This window comes from Dyella humi (genome assembly GCF_044904605.1).
Classification (GTDB): Bacteria; Pseudomonadota; Gammaproteobacteria; order Xanthomonadales; family Rhodanobacteraceae; genus Dyella_B; species Dyella_B humi.
Genome location: NZ_JADIKI010000022.1, coordinates 400,887 through 417,437 on the forward strand (window position 1 = coordinate 400,887; position 16,551 = coordinate 417,437).

The 16,551-nt window shown below is 60.8% G+C and carries 18 protein-coding genes; 14 read left to right on the top strand and 4 right to left on the bottom strand.

Annotation, left to right across the window (positions count from 1 at the left end; genetic code table 11):
- Positions 1 to 3: 3 nt before the first annotated feature.
- Positions 4 to 1,404 carry an asparagine--tRNA ligase gene (gene asnS, locus ISP18_RS06705; RefSeq protein WP_380008428.1) on the bottom strand — a complete coding sequence of 467 codons (1,401 nt, stop codon included), beginning with the start codon at positions 1,402 to 1,404 and terminating at the stop codon, positions 4 to 6.
- 128 nt (positions 1,405 to 1,532) lie between these two features.
- On the opposite strand from asnS, the gene ISP18_RS06710 reads away from it, so the two are divergent.
- The 7 genes from ISP18_RS06710 (at position 1,533) to radA (ending at position 7,587) form a co-directional block, all read left to right on the top strand.
- Positions 1,533 to 1,859 (top strand): HesB/IscA family protein, encoded by a 327-nt coding sequence (locus tag ISP18_RS06710; RefSeq protein ID WP_380008430.1) that lies wholly within the window; start codon positions 1,533 to 1,535, stop codon positions 1,857 to 1,859.
- Positions 1,860 to 2,026: 167 nt separating this feature from the next.
- On the top strand, positions 2,027 to 2,455 hold the full coding sequence (gene rpsF, locus ISP18_RS06715; protein WP_380008433.1) for a 30S ribosomal protein S6: 429 nt from the start codon (positions 2,027 to 2,029) through the stop codon (positions 2,453 to 2,455).
- Positions 2,456 to 2,472: 17 nt separating this feature from the next.
- On the top strand, positions 2,473 to 2,703 hold the full coding sequence (gene rpsR, locus ISP18_RS06720) for a 30S ribosomal protein S18 (protein WP_017462785.1): 231 nt from the start codon (positions 2,473 to 2,475) through the stop codon (positions 2,701 to 2,703).
- Between the two features lie 104 nt (positions 2,704 to 2,807).
- On the top strand, positions 2,808 to 3,260 hold the full coding sequence (gene rplI, locus ISP18_RS06725) for a 50S ribosomal protein L9 (protein WP_380008437.1): 453 nt from the start codon (positions 2,808 to 2,810) through the stop codon (positions 3,258 to 3,260).
- Positions 3,261 to 3,507: 247 nt separating this feature from the next.
- On the top strand, positions 3,508 to 4,899 hold the full coding sequence (locus ISP18_RS06730) for a replicative DNA helicase (RefSeq protein WP_380008440.1): 1,392 nt from the start codon (positions 3,508 to 3,510) through the stop codon (positions 4,897 to 4,899).
- A 149-nt stretch (positions 4,900 to 5,048) separates the two neighbouring features.
- Positions 5,049 to 6,137, top strand: a complete 1,089-nt coding sequence (alr, locus tag ISP18_RS06735; RefSeq protein WP_380008443.1) for an alanine racemase — start codon at positions 5,049 to 5,051, stop codon at positions 6,135 to 6,137.
- A gap of 70 nt (positions 6,138 to 6,207) precedes the next feature.
- Complete coding sequence (gene radA, locus ISP18_RS06740) at positions 6,208 to 7,587, top strand: DNA repair protein RadA (protein WP_380008445.1); 1,380 nt, start codon at positions 6,208 to 6,210, stop codon at positions 7,585 to 7,587.
- Between the two features lie 122 nt (positions 7,588 to 7,709).
- Here radA and ISP18_RS06745 read toward each other — a convergent pair whose 3' ends face one another.
- The 3 genes from ISP18_RS06745 to ISP18_RS06755 all read right to left on the bottom strand — a co-directional run bounded on the left by ISP18_RS06745 (position 7,710) and on the right by ISP18_RS06755 (position 11,924).
- On the bottom strand, positions 7,710 to 8,699 hold the full coding sequence (locus ISP18_RS06745; protein WP_380008448.1) for an aldo/keto reductase: 990 nt from the start codon (positions 8,697 to 8,699) through the stop codon (positions 7,710 to 7,712).
- Between the two features lie 39 nt (positions 8,700 to 8,738).
- Positions 8,739 to 11,000, bottom strand: coding sequence for a GH92 family glycosyl hydrolase (locus ISP18_RS06750; RefSeq protein ID WP_380008451.1), 2,262 nt, complete (start codon positions 10,998 to 11,000; stop codon positions 8,739 to 8,741).
- A 114-nt stretch (positions 11,001 to 11,114) separates the two neighbouring features.
- Positions 11,115 to 11,924, bottom strand: a complete 810-nt coding sequence (locus ISP18_RS06755; protein WP_380008454.1) for a cytochrome C assembly family protein — start codon at positions 11,922 to 11,924, stop codon at positions 11,115 to 11,117.
- A gap of 113 nt (positions 11,925 to 12,037) precedes the next feature.
- On the opposite strand from ISP18_RS06755, the gene ISP18_RS06760 reads away from it, so the two are divergent.
- The 7 genes from ISP18_RS06760 to rplS all read left to right on the top strand — a co-directional run bounded on the left by ISP18_RS06760 (position 12,038) and on the right by rplS (position 16,513).
- Positions 12,038 to 12,325, top strand: a complete 288-nt coding sequence (locus ISP18_RS06760; RefSeq protein ID WP_380008457.1) for an autorepressor SdpR family transcription factor — start codon at positions 12,038 to 12,040, stop codon at positions 12,323 to 12,325.
- The gene (locus ISP18_RS06765; RefSeq protein WP_380008460.1) at positions 12,322 to 12,966 is read left to right on the top strand and encodes an SdpI family protein; all 645 of its coding nucleotides are present in this window, start codon (positions 12,322 to 12,324) and stop codon (positions 12,964 to 12,966) included. The genes ISP18_RS06760 and ISP18_RS06765 overlap by 4 nt, the downstream gene beginning before the upstream one ends.
- A gap of 101 nt (positions 12,967 to 13,067) precedes the next feature.
- Positions 13,068 to 14,450, top strand: coding sequence for a signal recognition particle protein (gene ffh, locus ISP18_RS06770; protein ID WP_380008463.1), 1,383 nt, complete (start codon positions 13,068 to 13,070; stop codon positions 14,448 to 14,450).
- Positions 14,451 to 14,550: 100 nt separating this feature from the next.
- Positions 14,551 to 14,802, top strand: coding sequence for a 30S ribosomal protein S16 (gene rpsP / locus ISP18_RS06775; RefSeq protein ID WP_380008465.1), 252 nt, complete (start codon positions 14,551 to 14,553; stop codon positions 14,800 to 14,802).
- A 2-nt stretch (positions 14,803 to 14,804) separates the two neighbouring features.
- The gene (rimM, locus tag ISP18_RS06780; protein ID WP_380010962.1) at positions 14,805 to 15,320 is read left to right on the top strand and encodes a ribosome maturation factor RimM; all 516 of its coding nucleotides are present in this window, start codon (positions 14,805 to 14,807) and stop codon (positions 15,318 to 15,320) included.
- 20 nt (positions 15,321 to 15,340) lie between these two features.
- Positions 15,341 to 16,126, top strand: a complete 786-nt coding sequence (trmD, locus tag ISP18_RS06785; protein ID WP_380008468.1) for a tRNA (guanosine(37)-N1)-methyltransferase TrmD — start codon at positions 15,341 to 15,343, stop codon at positions 16,124 to 16,126.
- 18 nt (positions 16,127 to 16,144) lie between these two features.
- A complete protein-coding gene (rplS, locus tag ISP18_RS06790; protein WP_380008472.1) occupies positions 16,145 to 16,513 on the top strand; it encodes a 50S ribosomal protein L19 in 369 nt (122 codons plus the stop codon).
- Positions 16,514 to 16,551 lie beyond the last annotated feature (38 nt).

The following is a 16,551-nucleotide window of genomic DNA, read 5'->3' on the forward strand; positions in this document are numbered from 1 at the left end:
AGATCAGAATTCGGCGCTCCCTGCCGCACGTGGATAGGGAATAGCGTCACGGATATTGGTCAAGCCGCACACGTATACAAGCAGACGTTCGAAGCCGAGGCCGAAGCCCGCATGCGGCACGGTGCCGTAACGGCGCAGATCACGGTACCAGCCGTACGTGGCAGGATCGAGACCGAACTTGACCATGCGGCGGTCCAGGTAGTCCAGGCGTTCCTCGCGCTGGCTGCCACCGATGATCTCGCCGATGCCGGGGGCCAGCACGTCCATCGCGGCGACCGTTTTCTCGTCGTCGTTCAGACGCATGTAGAACGCCTTGATCTGTTCCGGGTAGTTCATAACGACCACGGGGCGGCCGATATGTTTCTCGGCCAGGTAGCGTTCGTGCTCGGTCTGCAGATCCACACCCCATACCACCGGGAATTCGAAGGTCTGGCCGGATTTCTTCAGGATCTCGATGGCATCGGTGTAATCGATGCGTTCGAACGGCTCATTGATGAACTTCTCCAGGCGGGTGATCGCTTCCGGCAACACGCGCTCGGCGAAGAACGCCATGTCGTCGGCGCGCTCTTCCAGCACTGCCTTGAAGATCGCCTTGAGGAAAGCTTCCGCGCAGTCGGCGTCGGCGTCCAGATCGGCGAACGCGATCTCCGGCTCCACCATCCAGAACTCGGCCAGGTGGCGCGGGGTGTTGGAGTTCTCTGCGCGAAAGGTCGGGCCGAAGGTGTAGACCTTGCTCATCGCCAGTGCATAGGCCTCGACATTGAGCTGGCCCGACACGGTGAGGAAGGCTTCGCGGCCGAAGAAATCCTTGCGGAAATCGATCTTGCCCTTTTCGTCGCGCGGCAGGTTGGCCAAGTCCAGCGTGGACAGGCGGAACATGTCGCCCGCGCCTTCGGCGTCGGACGTCGTGATGATCGGCGTGTTGATCCAGAAGAAGCCCTGATCGGTGAGATGGCGATGGATCGCCGTCATCATCGTGTGGCGCACGCGCGTCACCGCGCCGAACAGGTTGGTGCGTGGACGCAGGTGTGCCACTTCGCGCAGGAACTCCATCGAGTGCTGCTTGGGCTGGATCGGATAGGTCTCTGGATCGTCGACGAAGCCGGTGACGACCACGCTCTCGGCCTGCAGCTCGAACGTCTGGCCCTTGCCCTGCGACGGCACCAGCGTGCCGTTGACGATTACGCCCGCGCCGGCGGTGAGGTGCTTCACCTCGCTCTCGTAATTGCCGAGCGTGGCAGGCACGACGGTCTGGATCGGATCGAAACAGGAGCCGTCGCTGATATTCACGAACGACAGGCCCGCCTTGGAGTCGCGGCGCGTGCGCACCCAGCCGCGTATCGTCACCTTGCTGCCGGCCTCGAGCTTGCCGGAAAGGGCCTGTTTGACGCTGACCACCGTCATGGATTGAAACTCCTGGGAGAGGCGCCCATCTGTTCATGGGCGTGAAGGCAAGCGGGCATGATAATGTAGTCATGCCGCACTGCGACACGCCCCCGTGCGCTGAATGCCGATTTAGAACCGTTCTCCCTATGACTATCTCGATCACCCCTTCCGCCAACCAACGTATGCGCCAGTTCCTCGCGCAGACGCCGTCTGCTGCGGGCGTCCGCTTCGGCGTGAAGCGCACCGGCTGTTCGGGCTTTGCCTATGTCGTGGACTTGGCCGAGCGCATGAGCGATGACGACCAAATGTTCCAGATCGACGGCGTGCCGGTGATCGTCGACACCAAGAGCATGCCGCTGGTGGAAGGCACCGAGATCGATTTCCAGCGCCAAGGCCTCAACGCCAGCTTTGTGTTTCGCAACCCCAACGCCACGGGCGAGTGCGGCTGCGGCGAGAGCTTCACCGTCGGCTGAGCGAATCTGGATAGGCCCAGCCAATTCAGCGACTTGCGCTGATTCGCTCGTCCCGCTTACAATTCCGCTTCTGCCTACACCAAACAGGTGCATGGCAGCCTTGCCTCACCGCATGTCGCGGGAGGCTGCGAGGCCCGTAAGGGTCGCATCCATAAGGAGTTTCCCCAATGACCTTGCGTCATTACGAAGTTGTATTCCTGGTCCATCCCGACCAGAGCGAACAGGTTCCGGCGATGATCGAGCGCTACAAGGCGCTGATCACGGCCGACGGCGGCAAGATCCACCGCCTGGAAGACTGGGGTCGCCGCCAGCTGGCGTACCCGATCGTGAACCTGGCCAAGGCTCACTACGTCATGCTCAACATCGAAGTGAGCCAGATCGTGCTGAACGAGCTGGAGTCGGGCTTCCGCTTCAACGACGCCGTGCTGCGCCACCTGGTGATCAAGCGTGATGCGGCCGACACGGAGCAGTCCTTCATCCTCAAGAGCAAGGAAAAGGACGACGCCAAGTCCTCCCGTCGCCGTGATGACGACAGCGATGGCGACGACCGCCGTGTGGGTCGCGCCGATAGCGACGACGCCGATTCCGAAGACTGATCCAGGAGCCCAGACCCATGTCCAAGTTCTTCCGCCGCCGCAAGTTCTGCCGCTTCACGGCCGAAAAGGTCAAAGAGATCGACTACAAGGATCTCAACACGCTGCGCCAGTACGTCACCGAAAACGGCAAGATTGTGCCCAGCCGCATCACCGGCACCAAGGCACGCTATCAGCGCCAGTTGGCCACGGCCATCAAGCGCGCGCGCTTCCTGGCGCTGCTGCCGTACACCGACAACCACGACGTTTGATGCTTTACCTGCCGCCCTCCCGCAAGGGTGGCGGCAGTTCCCTTCGGACAACCGTCCACGGCTGCGCCGGGCCACACCGGTGCTAACGAATTGAGGATTTACCCATGGAACTTATTCTTCTCGAGAAGGTGCGCAACCTCGGCAACCTCGGCGACAAGGTCAAGGTGAAGCCGGGCTACGGCCGCAATTACCTGCTGCCGCAGGGCAAGGCTGTGCGCGTGAACGCCGACAACCTCGCCGCGTTCGAAGCCCGCCGCGCCGAATACGAGGCGAAGGCCAACAACCTGCTGGTAGGCGCCGAAGCTCGCAAGGCCAAGCTGGCCGAGGTTTCGGTGACCATCGCCGCCAACGCCAGCCCAGAAGGCAAGCTGTACGGCTCGGTCGGTCCGCGCGAGATTGCCGATGCGCTGCAGGCTGCCGGTCACGACATCCACAAGGGTGAAGTGATTCAGGGCGAAGGCCCGATCCGCCACATCGGCGAATACGAAGTGCAGATCAGCCTGCACGCCGACGTGCAGAGCTCGGTCAAGGTGATCGTGGTCGCCGAGAAGCAGTAAGCATCGGCGAACCGGTTGCCAGCGCCTCGCGCTGCAAGCGATTCGAAGTAACAACCGAAAGGCACTTCGCGACAACGCGAGTGCCTTTTGTTTTCTCCGTCCCTCAACCTTATCCCCAGCCGCCCACAAGATATCCACAGGCTTGCCACAGACTTATTGTCTTACGCCGTGAGACAGCACCTCGTATGCTGGCAACTTGTGTCTGCCTACACGGCATTGCGCGCCTACCTTGCTACAGGGAATGTCCATGTCCTTCGTGCCCGAACGCAAGTCCGCCCATAGCGCTATCGAAGCGCTGCGCGTGCCGCCGCACTCCATCGACGCCGAGCAGGCGGTGCTGGGTGGGCTGATGTTGGCCACCGATGCGCTCGACAAGGTGGCCGACAAACTCAGCGAACAGGATTTCTACCGCAAGGATCACCGCCTGATCTGGCGGGCGATCACCGAACTCGCCAACAAGGGCATGCCCTGTGATGCGATAACGCTGGGTGACTGGTTCGAAGCCAACGACTTAGCCGAAATGGTCGGTGGTGCCAGCTATCTAGTAGAACTGGCGAATGCCACGCCGAGTGCGGCGAACATCGCCGCCTACGCAGAGATCGTGCGCGAGAAATCCGTGCTGCGGCAGCTCATCGATGCGGGAACCGCGATCACCGAGGACGGCTATCGACCCGAGGGCAAGTCCGTGCACGAGGTGCTGGAAACCGCTGAGCAGCGTGTATTCCACATCGCCGAATCGGGTGCGCGTGGCAAGAAGGACACGGTGTCCATGCGCGAGGCGGTGAAAGATGCCTTCCGCCTGCTGCATGAGCGCTATCAGAACCGTGGTCAGCTCACCGGCATCTCAACGGGCTTCACCGATCTGGACAACCTCACCTCGGGTTTGCAGCCTTCGGACCTGATCATCGTGGCGGCGCGTCCTTCGATGGGCAAGACGGCTTTTTCGCTGAACATTGCGGAAGCCGCCGCATTGCGCGCGAAGAAGCCGGTGGCGGTCTTCTCGATGGAAATGTCCGCCTCGCAGCTCGCGTTCCGCCTGATTTCCTCGGTTGGCCGCATCCACCAGCAGCACCTGCGCAACGGCGATCTGGCCGAAGAGGACTGGCCGCGTGTCACCAACGCCATCGCGTTGCTGTCCGAAGCGAAGATCTTCATCGATGACACGCCGGGCCTCTCGCCGGTGGAAATGCGTTCGCGCTCGCGGCGCCTGGCGCGCGAACACGGCGGCCTCGGCTTGATCGTGATCGACTACCTGCAGCTGATGCAGGTGCCCGGCAACAAGGAAAACCGTGCGACCGAAATCTCGGAAATCTCGCGTTCGCTGAAAGGTCTGGCCAAGGAACTCAACGTGCCGGTGATCGCACTGTCGCAGCTGAACCGCTCGTTGGAACAGCGCGCGGACAAGCGACCGATGATGTCGGATCTGCGCGAATCGGGCGCCATCGAGCAGGACGCCGACGTGATCATGTTCATCTATCGCGATGAGTACTACAACAAGGAATCCCCAGACAAAGGCCTGGCGGAAATCATCATCGGCAAACAGCGTAATGGCCCCACGGATACGGTGAAATTGACCTTCCTGGGCCAGTACACGAAGTTTGAGAACTACAGTCCCGATTCGTACACCGGGCACTTCTGAGTCGTCCAGTGTTGCCCGCGCATTGCCATTTCCTCGCCCCGATCCGGCGCTCGCCAGCCGTTAACCTATGCTGCATCGAGCGCCAGCCGTGAACGGTTTTTGCGCGTTTTCTTTTTGATGGAACACACTGACGTCATCCTGCCCGGATCATGAGCCGCACCACCGTCGCCACCATCCATCTCGGCGCGTTGCGCCATAACCTTGCGCGGATCTGCGAGCTGGCCGCGCCGGCCAAGGTCATGGCGGTGGTCAAGGCGGACGCGTACGGGCATGGTCTGGAACGCGTCGCGCGCGCACTGGATGGCGACGCTGATGCGTTTGCGGTGGCGTCGCTGGGCGATGGTCTGCGCTTGCGTGCAGCAGGTCATCACCAGCGCATCGTGGTGCTATCGGGTCCAGATCAGGCCGGCGATATTGCGGAAATGCAGCGGCTCGGCCTTGATGCGGCTATCCATCACGAAAGCCAGCTGCAGTGGCTTTCGGAAGCTTCGCCCGTGCGTGGCCGGTTGCGCGTGTGGCTGAAAGTGGATAGCGGTATGCACCGGCTAGGCTTCGCGCCCGAACGCGCTGCGGCGGTGCATGGGTTGCTGGCTTCGATGGCGGGCATCGACCCGGACATCGGCCTGATGACGCATTTCGCCGAGTCCGAAGTGTTCGACGGCGAGCGCACACGGCAGCAGATCGAACGTTTTCGGGCGGCGACGCGAGGTTTGTCCGGACCGCGTTCGCTCTCCAATTCCGCTGCCGTACTGGGCTGGCCCGATGCGCGCGGTGATTGGGTCCGCACCGGCGGACTGCTGTACGGCCTCTCGGTAGTTGAGGGCAAAAGTGGCGCCGATTTCGGTTTCCGCGCAGCGATGACATTGTCCACACGCCTGATCGCCATCAACGCGATCAAGCGCGGCGAACGCATCGGCTACAACGGCCTGTGGGAATGCCCGGAAGATATGCCGGTCGGTGTTGCAGCCGTCGGTTACGGCGACGGCTATCCGCGCAGCGCGGCAGCCGGCACGCCCGTGCTGGTTGGTCAGCGACGCGTGCCGCTCATCGGTCGCGTCTCCATGGATCTCATTACGCTCGATCTGCGTGATGTGCCAGAAGCCAAAGTGGGCGATCGCGTGGTGCTATGGGGGCCAGAGTTACCCGTGGAAATCATCGCCGCACAAGCCGGCACGATCAGCTATGACCTGACATGCGGCATGACGCGTCGCGTACTGTTCGTCGAGGACGATCAGTAAACATTAGGTCTCGCCGCTTGCGACCGCTGCACGCTAAGCTCCTTCCATCGATTTCACATTCGGCAAACCAATGGCCAAAGCCAAAACTGCCTACGTCTGCGCCGATTGCGGAGCCGAGCACAACAAGTGGCAAGGCCAGTGCGTCGAATGCGGCGCGTGGAACACGCTATCGGAATTCGTGGTTCAACCGGCGCAGAAATCCATGGGGGCCGCGAGGCAGGGCGGTTATGCGGGCGCGGCCAATGGTGTAGCGCGCATCACGCCGCTCACCGATGTGCTGGTGACGGCCGAATCGCGCACGCTTACCGGGATTGGCGAACTGGATCGCGTGCTTGGCGGTGGCCTGGTTGATGGCTCCGTCGTACTCGTCGGTGGCGATCCCGGCATTGGTAAATCCACCTTGCTGTTGCAAATGCTCGGCAAGCTTGGCGAAAAGCTTTCCAGCGTGTACGTCACCGGCGAAGAGTCGCTGGCGCAGGTCGCTGCACGCGCCCAACGGCTCGATCTTCCTTTGCAGCCACTGCATGCCTTGGCCGAAACCGGCATCGAGCGCATCCTCGATCAAATTGCCGCCACACGGCCCCGCGTGCTGGTGATCGATTCCATCCAGACAATCTGGACTGAAATGCTCACCGCAGCGCCGGGTTCGGTCAGCCAAGTGCGCGAATCCGCCGCCAAACTTACGCGTTTCGCGAAGGAAACTGGTACCTCGGTGTTCCTCGTCGGCCATGTCACCAAGGAAGGCGGCATCGCCGGTCCGCGCGTGCTAGAGCACATGGTTGATGCCGTGCTTTACTTCGAGGGCGAATCCGGCAGTCGCTTTCGTGTGCTGCGCGCCTTCAAGAATCGCTTCGGCGCAGTGAACGAGCTGGGTGTATTCGCGATGTCCGAAAAGGGTTTGCGCGAAGTACCCAATCCGTCCGCGATTTTTCTTTCCGCACATAGTGGACCTACACCCGGCAGCGCAGTGATGGTCACGCGCGAAGGCACGCGACCATTGTTAGTGGAAGTGCAGGCTTTGGTGGATCAATCTTCGCTCGGCAATCCCAGGCGCGTCGCGCTCGGTCTCGAGCAAAACCGGTTGGCTATGCTGTTGGCCGTTCTGCATCGTCATGGCGGTGTGGCCGCGTATGACCAGGACGTGTTCGTCAACGTCGTCGGCGGCATCCGCGTGCAGGAAACGGCCGCTGACCTGCCTGTGCTGCTGGCGGTGCTGTCTTCCCTGCGCGATCGCCCCTTGCCGGAAAAAACCATTACGTTTGGCGAAGTCGGCCTCTCCGGCGAAATCCGTCCCGTTCCTAACGGCGAAGAACGACTGAAAGAGGCCTCCCATCACGGCTTCCAGCGGGCCATCGTGCCCAAAGCCAATGCGCCAAAAAAAGGGCGTGTAGGCGACATGGAGGTGATTGGTGTGGAGCGACTGGCGCAGGCCATCGACGCCTGTCGCTGAGCGGACTTTGTCGCGGCGATCGCGATGGCATGCCGCCTCGGGTGCGTTATACAAGGGCTGCGCCGTAGTTTTCGCGACGGCTGCTAGATACACATGGCCCGACCGTCTGAGACGGGATAACTTCAGCGATCCACCAGCGCCATCATCTTCTCGCCGTAACGCGGGCCGGAAGTTCGTCCGGGAGATAGCGACTCGTTCAACACCTTGATCTGGGCATTGTCCAATTGCAACGCGGCAGCGGCCACGTTTTCCTCCAGATACTGTCGACGCTTGGTGCCGGGGATCGGCACCACATCATCGCCTTGTTGCAGCAGCCAGGCGAGCGCAACCTGTCCAGGTTTGGCATGCAGGCTTAGCGCGATATCGCGCACGATTTGCGCGGCCCTCATATTGTCATCGTAATTCTCGCCCTGATAGCGCGGATCATTGTGGCGGAAATCGTCGACTGGATAATCCTCTGCACGTTTGACTTCACCCGTGAGGAAGCCGCGCCCGAGTGGCGAGAACGGCACCAGGCCGATGTTCAGCTCACGCAGCACGGGAATCACGTCCTGCTCCAGATTACGCTCCCACAGCGAGTATTCGCTTTGCAGCGAGGAGATCGGATGCACCGCGTGCGCACGGCGGATATTGGTCACACCGGCTTCGGAGAGTCCGAAAAAGCGCACCTTGCCATGTTTGACCAGTTCGCCCACGGTGCCGGCAACATCTTCCATAGGTACATTGCGGTCGACGCGATGCTGGTAGAGCAGGTCGATATGATCAGTGCGGAGGCGTTTCAACGAAGCGTCCACCACTTCGCGGATGTGTTCGGGTCGGCTGTCGGTGCCTACGCTCTTGCCGTCTTTGATCCTGAAGCCGAATTTCGTCGCGATCGTTACCTGATTACGCTTGCCGGCGAGCGCGCGGCCGAGCAGATCCTCGTTGTTGAAGGGGCCATAGACTTCGGCGGTATCGAGGAAGGTGCAGCCCAGTTCAATTGCACGATGCAGAGTGGCGATGGACTCGGCCTCGTCCGTCGGGCCGTAGAATTGGCTCATACCCATGCAACCCAAACCGATCGCCGATACTTCGAGTCCCTGACTGCCGAGTTTTCGTGTGTGTAATGTCAAAACACCATCCTCACAAAATGCGTGGCGGAAAAGACGGCGTTACAGCAATGCCTGCGGATGCCAATCAGCCGCCCAACGGGAAGGTTTGGGGCCCATCACGAAATTCAATGTGCCACCCGCTTCTATCTGTGCGTAGGAAATCACGGGGCTATCCAGCGGTTTGCCGTTAAGTGTCGCGGATTGGATGTAAATGTTCTGCGCAGAATTGTCCGGTGCGCTGATCTCGAAGCGCTTGCCGTTAGGAAGGTTCAAGCTGACGTGAGTGAACAAGGGACTGCCGATCACGTACTCGCCCGACGCGGGATTGAGCGGATAAAAACCCATCGCGGTAAACACATACCAGGCCGACATTTGTCCGCAATCCTCGTTGCCGAGGATGCCGCTGATGGTGTTGGAATAGGCATCCTTTGCAATCTCGCGCACGCGAGCCTGGGTTTTCCACGGTTCCCCGGCGTAGTCATACAGATAGCCGTAGTGATGACTGGGCTCGTTGTCGTGGCGGTTATGGCCGCCGTTGAAATGCGCATCCAATTTGGCTGATGCCGCTTGTGGGCCACCGAGCAGCTTCACCACACCCGGAACATCATGCAAGGCGGCGAACAGATAGACCCATTGATCGCCTTCGGTCCAGCCGTCATCGGGGGATGCCCAACTGCCATCGCTATTTCTGGCTTGCATGAAGCCGCGCGTCGGGTTGAACAGGTTGCGGTAATTACTGGAGCGGTGCATGAAGAAGCGATAGTCGTCCATCTTGCCGACCGCTTTGGCGACCTGCGCCACGGCATAGTCGTCATATGATTCTTCCTGCGTGCTAGAGGCGGCTTCCGAAATCTTGTCGGCAGGGATATAGCCCAGCTTCTCGGCATAGGTGAGCCCAGCGCGTGCTTCGTAAGGCGTGTGTGGCTCGCGATCGAACCAGCGCCGCGTGGTGTCGCCATCGGGCGGTGTCATCGCATCCTTGTAGACGGCCTGATAAGCAAGTTGATAATCGAAACCTTTGAAGCCTTTATTGATGGCTTCGGCCACCAACGAATCGGCATGCGTGCCGATCATGATGTTGGTGTAGGAAGGGTTGGGCCACTTCGGCATCCAGCCACCTTCCTGATAATCCTGCAGCAACGCCTGCACCATGCCATCGATGCGCTCAGGCGCGAAGATCGTGAGCAGGCTGTTCTCGGCGCGGAAAATATCCCAGATCGAATACGCGGTGTACGAGGTGCCATTGTGCACCTTGTCGTCGAATGCGCTGTAGTAGCGTCCTTGTTCGGACATCAGCCTAGGGTAGAGTAGGGCGTGATACAGGCCGGTGTAAAAGATACGACGCTGATCGTCGCTGGCGCCTTCGATGATGGCGATACCGAGCTTCCGGTTCCATGTAGCCTTCAACGCATCGCGCAGGGCGTCGAAATTCCAGCTGGGCATTTCTGCATCGAGGTTGGCGCGCGCCTGTTCGATGCTAATGAATGAGGTGCCCACCTGCACATCCACCTCGGTGTTCCGGCTAGTGTCGAAGCTGGCGAAGGCACCTACGTTATCGCCTTTTACTTCCTGCTTATCGGGCCAGGTCAATGTACCTTCATAGACCTTCGCTTCCGTAAACGGCTGCTTGAAGCGCACCACGAAGTAACCTTTGAAGTTAGGCAGCTTGAGTGGACCCAGGTGCGCATCCATGCGGTCCGGATTGTAGCCAATGATTTCGTTGCGGCTGGCGTCGATACGTACGAAGCCTTCGATGCCGGGGCGCGTTGCCTCGATCAACACTTTTGCAGTAACGCCGCGCGGATAAGTGAAGCGTAGATAGCCGGCATGATCGGTGGCGGTGATTTCGGCGCGAACGGGGTGCGCTGCTGCGTCGTGCATCGTCACCGCGTAATAGTACGGCGTGCTGATTTCGTCCTGATGGCTGAAGGCCAGGCGACGCGCTTCCGGTGCGTAGTTGATGCCGTCGCTGATCTCGGGCATCAGGGTGACGTAGCCGAAATCGCCCATCCAGATCGCCGGCTGATGCGTGCCGATAAAACCGTGGATATAGCTATCGTGGTATTCGTAGGAACTGACACTGATACGGTTCTGCCGCGTTTGCGCGGTCCAGTTGGTCATGCCGAACGGCGTGGTGACCAGCGGCATGGTGCCGCCGTATTCCGCGCCCTCGCCGCCAGTGCCAATAAACGTATTCACCCAATCCACCGGCGTGGCAGGGGCACTGGATTGGCCGGCCAGCGCCGTGCCAGTCACGATGGAGAATGCGATGGCACAGCACGCGCGTTTGATATCGATACGAGCCGCGTTGATTCGAGACACCGGTAGACCCCTTCGGTTTTCAACTGCATGCGCATGGCGAACGGTCATACCGGAAAGCCGCTTGAGGCGTCATAGTCCAGAGCCGCGCCTGTGGATGGAGACTAAGCCAGCGCGCTAATCCACCGCGCGGTGCAGGATCACTTCCAACACAAACTTTGACCCAAAGAATGCCAGCACCAACACGCTCATGCCGATCAGCGTGAGATTCACCGCGCTACGCCCTCGCCATCCGTGTTTCCAGCGCCCGTAGAGCAGGGCACCGAACACCAGCCAGGCGATGATCGATAGCACCGTCTTGTGCACAAGGTGCTGGCCGAACAGGTTATTGACGAACAGGATGCCGGTAAGTAGTGCCACCGTGAGCAGCGTGAAGCCCGCGCCAATCAGCCGAAACAGCAACGATTCGGTCAGCGTCAAGGGCGGCAGCGCGCTCAGCCAGGGAGTGATGTGACGGTGTCGGAGTGCCCGCTCCTGGATGGCAAGCAGAATGGCCATGGCGGCGGCGATGGAGAGCACGCTGAAGGCGAGCAGCGCGACCGTCACGTGCAGCTTGATATGCCAATCCATCGAGATGGGCACAGTCGGTGGAGCGAGAAAGCTGTCGATGAGCAACAGCAGCGCACTGAGCGGGAATACGATCACGCCGAGCGCTACCACTGGGCGGGTGAGGTTCACCGCAAGCGTCAGCGCCGACACCACGCACGCCACCAGCGACAATGCGGCAAAGAAGTGCAGATCCAGGGCGCCGCGGTGCGTCGCCAGCAGCCAGGTGGCGTGTGCCGCTACGGCAACCGTGGCGATGACCAGGGCCGGATGTGCCAGCTTCGTCGGTGCGGCGGCATTGCCATTGAACAGCGGCCACGCGAGCAATCCGCTGGCAAGCAGGTAACCGGCGATGGCGAAGACGGAGAGGGCGGCTAACATGGCGTGCAAGTGTGGCACAGGGTGGGAGCGCGGTGAACGCGGCGAAGTCGGCACTTGCAATATTTAGAAATTTGTCTAAATATCTACTCATCTAACCGGAGCCCGCTGTGCCCATGAAGCAGCAAGCCGTCTTCCGCGCCCTTGCCGATCCCACGCGCCGCGCCATCCTCAAGCGGCTGCAGAGCGGTCCGATGAGCGCGGGCGAAATCGGCGAGGCCTTTGACATCACTGGTGCGTCGCTATCGCATCACTTCACCGTGCTCAAGCATGCGGACCTCGTTCGCACGGAGCGGCGCGGTCAGTACATCGTCTATTCGCTCAACAGCACCGTGATGGAAGACTTGACCCGCATGGTGCTCGATCTATTTCCATCCGCTGGAGCGCGAGGAGGCAAACGATGAAACCCGTGCGCACGTTGCTTATATCAGCCCTGTTTCTGCTCGTTCTGATGGCCGTGTTTGTGTGGCTGTACCCACACATGCCGGCACGTGTCCCTACACACTGGAATGCGCAGGGCCGGATCAATGGTTACATGTCGCCGCTTGGAGCTGTGGCCACGCCGATGATCGCGATAGCGGTGCTTGCTGTGCTTACCCTTCTGTTGCCAGTCATTTCACCGCGTGGTTACGACATCAAGTCATTTGTTTCGGTATACGTCCTTATCATGCTCGCCGTGCAGGCATACGTGCTCGTTTCGGCGTTGGGGGTGCTGCTGAATGCGGCCGGTCATCCTGTACAGATGCCGCTGGTCTGCGCGCTTGCCACAGGCGTGTTGTTCATGGTCATGGGCAACTACATGGGCAAATTGCGCAAGAATTTCTTCATCGGCATCCGCACGCCGTGGACGCTTGCCAGCGATGCGGTATGGGAGCGCACGCATCGCATGAGTGGGTGGCTTTTCATGCTGGCGGGAATGGCCATCATGGCAATTGCTCTTACAAGCGCGCCGGTCACTTGGCTACTAGGGATTGCTTTGAGCGCCGTACTGATCCCGGTCGTGTACTCATATGTCGCCTATCGGCGCGTGGAAGCACGCGACTAAGCCAGGAGGACGCACGTCATGTCGATTTGGACTGCCGCTCCCTGAGAAACCAGGCGGGTCTGGTATAGTTGTCAGCCCATTGCTTTACCTATCAGCCCCTTATGTTCGAATCGCTTAGTCAACGCCTTTCCACCACCGTCAACCGCCTGCGCGGCCGTGGTCGATTGACGGAGGAAAATATCCGCGAATCGCTGCGTGAGGTGCGTATCGCCCTGTTGGAAGCCGACGTGGCGCTGCCGGTGGTGCAGGCGTTGATCGAGCGCGTGAAAGTGCGCGCGGTTGGCCAGGAAGTGCTCAAGAGTCTGTCGCCGGGTCAGGCGCTGGTTAAGGTGGTCAGCGACGAGCTGACCACGGTGATGGGCACAGCCAATGCCGAATTGAACCTCGCCCAGCAACCGCCGGCCGTGGTGCTGATGGCGGGTCTGCAGGGCGCCGGTAAAACCACTACCGTAGCCAAGCTGGCGCGCTTCCTTACTGAGCGCAAGAAAAAGCGCGTGATGGTTGTGAGCTGCGACGTATATCGTCCGGCCGCCATCGAGCAGTTGCGCACACTGGCCGAGCAGGTGGGCGTGCGGTTCTTCCCATCGGAAGGAAACCAGGATCCGGTCGACATCGCCAAAGCTGCGATCATCGCGGCGCGCAAGGAAGTGATTGACGTGCTGCTGGTGGATACCGCCGGCCGCCTGCACGTCGACGAAGCGATGATGGCCGAGATCAAGGCGCTGCACGCCGCAATCACGCCGATCGAAACCCTGTTCGTGGTCGACTCGATGACCGGCCAGGACGCCGCCAACACCGCCAAGGCCTTCGCGGAGGCGCTGCCGCTCACCGGAGTGGTGCTCACCAAGACCGATGGCGATGCCCGCGGCGGCGCGGCGCTCTCCGTACGTTACGTCACCGGCCGGCCGATCAAGTTCCTCGGCGCTGGTGAGAAGACCGACGCGCTCGAGCCGTTCTACCCGGATCGTATCGCGCAGCGCATCCTCGGCATGGGCGACGTGCTGTCGCTGGTCGAGGAAGTGGAGCGCAAGGTCGATCAGGAAAAAGCGCAGAAGCTCGCCACCAAGGTGATGAAGGGCAAGCGCTTCGATCTCAACGACATGCGCGACCAGCTCGAGCAAATGAACAACATGGGCGGCTTGGCCGGCCTGATGGACAAGCTACCCGGCGTTTCCTCGCTGCCCGAGAACGTGAAGTCCAAGGTCAACGATGGCGAGATCAAACGCATGATCGCCATCATCGGTTCCATGACCAAGAAGGAACGCCGTCATCCTGACCTGCTGAACGGTTCCCGCCGTGCACGCGTGGCGCGTGGCTCCGGTACCCAGCCGGCGGACGTCAATCGCCTGCTGAAGCAGTACATGCAGATGGAAAAAATGATGTCCAAGCTCTCCAAAGGTGGCTCCAAGGGCCTGCTGCGGCAGATGCGAGGCGCCATGAAGGGGATGGGCGGCATGGGTGGCGGCTTCCCCCCGATGCGCTAACCCCTTCCTTTTTCCACCAATTTCATTAAAATGTCGCGTTTACCGCGTCCGGTCTAGGACGTGCTTGCCGGACACGTCGGCAACTCTGGAGTTTTTTACTATGGTCAAGATTCGTCTTTCGCGCGGCGGCGCCAAGGGCCGTCCGTTCTACCACGTCGTTGTGACCGATTCGCGCAGCGCGCGTGACGGCCGCAGCATTGAAAACGTAGGTTTCTACAACCCGGTGGCTTCCGGCAAGGACAAGCGCCTTGAGCTGAACGTGGCCCGCGTGCAGGAGTGGGTGGCCAAGGGCGCTCAGCTGAGCGACAAGGTCGCCTCGCTGGTGAAGGAAGCCGCCAAGCAGGCTGCTTGAGCATGATCGCAGCCGGTCGGCGCGTCCTAGTTGGACGCATCGTCGGGTTGTACGGCGTGCAGGGCTGGATCAAGGTGGAATCCTGGACCGAGCCACGCACGCAGATCTTCAAGTACCAGCCCTGGCAGCTCTCAGCGGCGCCGGGCCAGGAAATGGAGATCAAAAGTGTCAATGGTCGACCCCAGGGCAAAGGGCTCATCGCCAAATTGCCCGGGGTAGACGATCGGGATGGCGCCGCGGCGCTGGTAGGGCAGGATATCTACGTTGCCCGCGAGCTACTGCCGCCACCCGGCAAGGATGAGTACTACTGGGTCGATCTCGAAGGTCTCGAGGTCGTCACCACCGAAGGCGTAGCGTTGGGACGCGTGAGTCATGTGTTCGCGACCGGCGCTAACGACGTGGTGGTAGTAAGGGATGGCGAGCGCGAGCGGCTGGTTCCTTTCGTCCAGGGTGTTTACGTGCGTTCGGTGGATCTTTCCGGCGGGCGCATGGTGGTGGACTGGGATCCTGAATTCTGAGAAGCGGGATTGAGGATCCGATGCGCATCGATGTCGTCACGCTGTTTCCGGACTTCATGCGCCAGTGCGCCGCCGTCGGTGTGGTAGGACGCGCGCAGCAACGCGAGCTGCTGCAGGTGCAAACCTGGAACCCGCGCGATTACGCCACCGACAATTACCGTACCGTGGATGGCCGTACCTGCGGCGGTGGTCCCGGCATGGTGATGCTGATCGAGCCTTTGCGCAAAACCCTTGAGGCGATGCGCGAAGCGGCACCGAAACCGGTGCATCTGATTTACCTCAGTCCGCAAGGAGCGCGGCTGACGCAAGGCAGGGTGGAAGCGCTGGCCGAGATGCCGCGCATCGCTCTACTTTGCGGACGTTACGAAGGTGTGGACGAGCGTCTATTGGCGCATGAGGTCGACGAGGAGCTGTCCATCGGCGATTATGTGCTGTCAGGCGGTGAGCTGGGTGCCGCGGTGATCATCGACGCGGTGGGCCGCTTGCAGGAAGGCGCGTTGAATGACGCGCAATCGGCCGAGCAGGATTCGTTCTCGAACGGTCTGCTCGATTGTCCGCACTACGCAAAACCGGTGCACGATGCACTGGGCGACGTACCGGAGGTGCTGCTTTCCGGCGATCATGCGGCCATTCGCCGCTGGCGTCTGAAGCAATCGCTGGGACGAACGTGGTTGAGGCGTCCCGATTTATTGGCGCAGCGCGCGCTGGATAAGGAATCCCGTGCGCTGTTGGATGAATTCCGCCGTGAGCATGCGCAAGCCAAGCCACGGCAAAACGATGCGGCCGATGAAGACCGCAATCATTGAACAAAGACAGGTGTTGTCATGAACAAGATCATCGAACAGTTCGAAGCCGAGCAGATCACCCGCCAGCTGCCGGAGTTCGGCCCTGGCGACACCGTAGTGGTCAACGTCAAGGTGAAGGAAGGCAATCGCGAGCGCGTGCAGGCGTTTGAGGGCGTGGTTATTGCCAAGCGCAGCCGCGGCCTGCATTCGGCCTTCACCGTCCGCAAGATCTCGCACGGCACCGGCGTGGAACGCGTGTTCCAGGCGCACAGCCCGAGCATCGAATCGGTGCAGGTGAAGCGTAGGGGCAAAGTGCGCGGCGCCAAGCTGTACTACCTGCGCAACCTGGAAGGCAAGGCAGCGCGCATCAAGGAAGACATCGGCGCTTCCATTTCCTCTGCCGAGTAATCCGTTTCGCCATGATTCGTACAAAAGCCCCGTGGAGC

Bases quoted from the DNA above. Each gene is read 5' to 3' on its own strand.
- ISP18_RS06760 (WP_380008457.1), top strand. From the start codon at position 12,038: ATGAAGCAGCAAGCCGTCTTCCGCGCCCTTGCCGATCCCACGCGCCGC.
- ISP18_RS06755 (WP_380008454.1), bottom strand. From the start codon at position 11,924: ATGTTAGCCGCCCTCTCCGTCTTCGCCATCGCCGGTTACCTGCTTGCC.
- rimM (WP_380010962.1), top strand. From the start codon at position 14,805: ATGATCGCAGCCGGTCGGCGCGTCCTAGTTGGACGCATCGTCGGGTTG.
- rpsR (WP_017462785.1), top strand. From the start codon at position 2,473: ATGTCCAAGTTCTTCCGCCGCCGCAAGTTCTGCCGCTTCACGGCCGAA.
- ISP18_RS06765 (WP_380008460.1), top strand. From the start codon at position 12,322: ATGAAACCCGTGCGCACGTTGCTTATATCAGCCCTGTTTCTGCTCGTT.
- ffh (WP_380008463.1), top strand. From the start codon at position 13,068: ATGTTCGAATCGCTTAGTCAACGCCTTTCCACCACCGTCAACCGCCTG.
- asnS (WP_380008428.1), bottom strand. From the start codon at position 1,404: ATGACGGTGGTCAGCGTCAAACAGGCCCTTTCCGGCAAGCTCGAGGCC.
- rplI (WP_380008437.1), top strand. From the start codon at position 2,808: ATGGAACTTATTCTTCTCGAGAAGGTGCGCAACCTCGGCAACCTCGGC.
- ISP18_RS06710 (WP_380008430.1), top strand. From the start codon at position 1,533: ATGACTATCTCGATCACCCCTTCCGCCAACCAACGTATGCGCCAGTTC.
- radA (WP_380008445.1), top strand. From the start codon at position 6,208: ATGGCCAAAGCCAAAACTGCCTACGTCTGCGCCGATTGCGGAGCCGAG.
- trmD (WP_380008468.1), top strand. From the start codon at position 15,341: ATGCGCATCGATGTCGTCACGCTGTTTCCGGACTTCATGCGCCAGTGC.
- rplS (WP_380008472.1), top strand. From the start codon at position 16,145: ATGAACAAGATCATCGAACAGTTCGAAGCCGAGCAGATCACCCGCCAG.
- alr (WP_380008443.1), top strand. From the start codon at position 5,049: ATGAGCCGCACCACCGTCGCCACCATCCATCTCGGCGCGTTGCGCCAT.
- rpsP (WP_380008465.1), top strand. From the start codon at position 14,551: ATGGTCAAGATTCGTCTTTCGCGCGGCGGCGCCAAGGGCCGTCCGTTC.
- ISP18_RS06730 (WP_380008440.1), top strand. From the start codon at position 3,508: ATGTCCTTCGTGCCCGAACGCAAGTCCGCCCATAGCGCTATCGAAGCG.
- rpsF (WP_380008433.1), top strand. From the start codon at position 2,027: ATGACCTTGCGTCATTACGAAGTTGTATTCCTGGTCCATCCCGACCAG.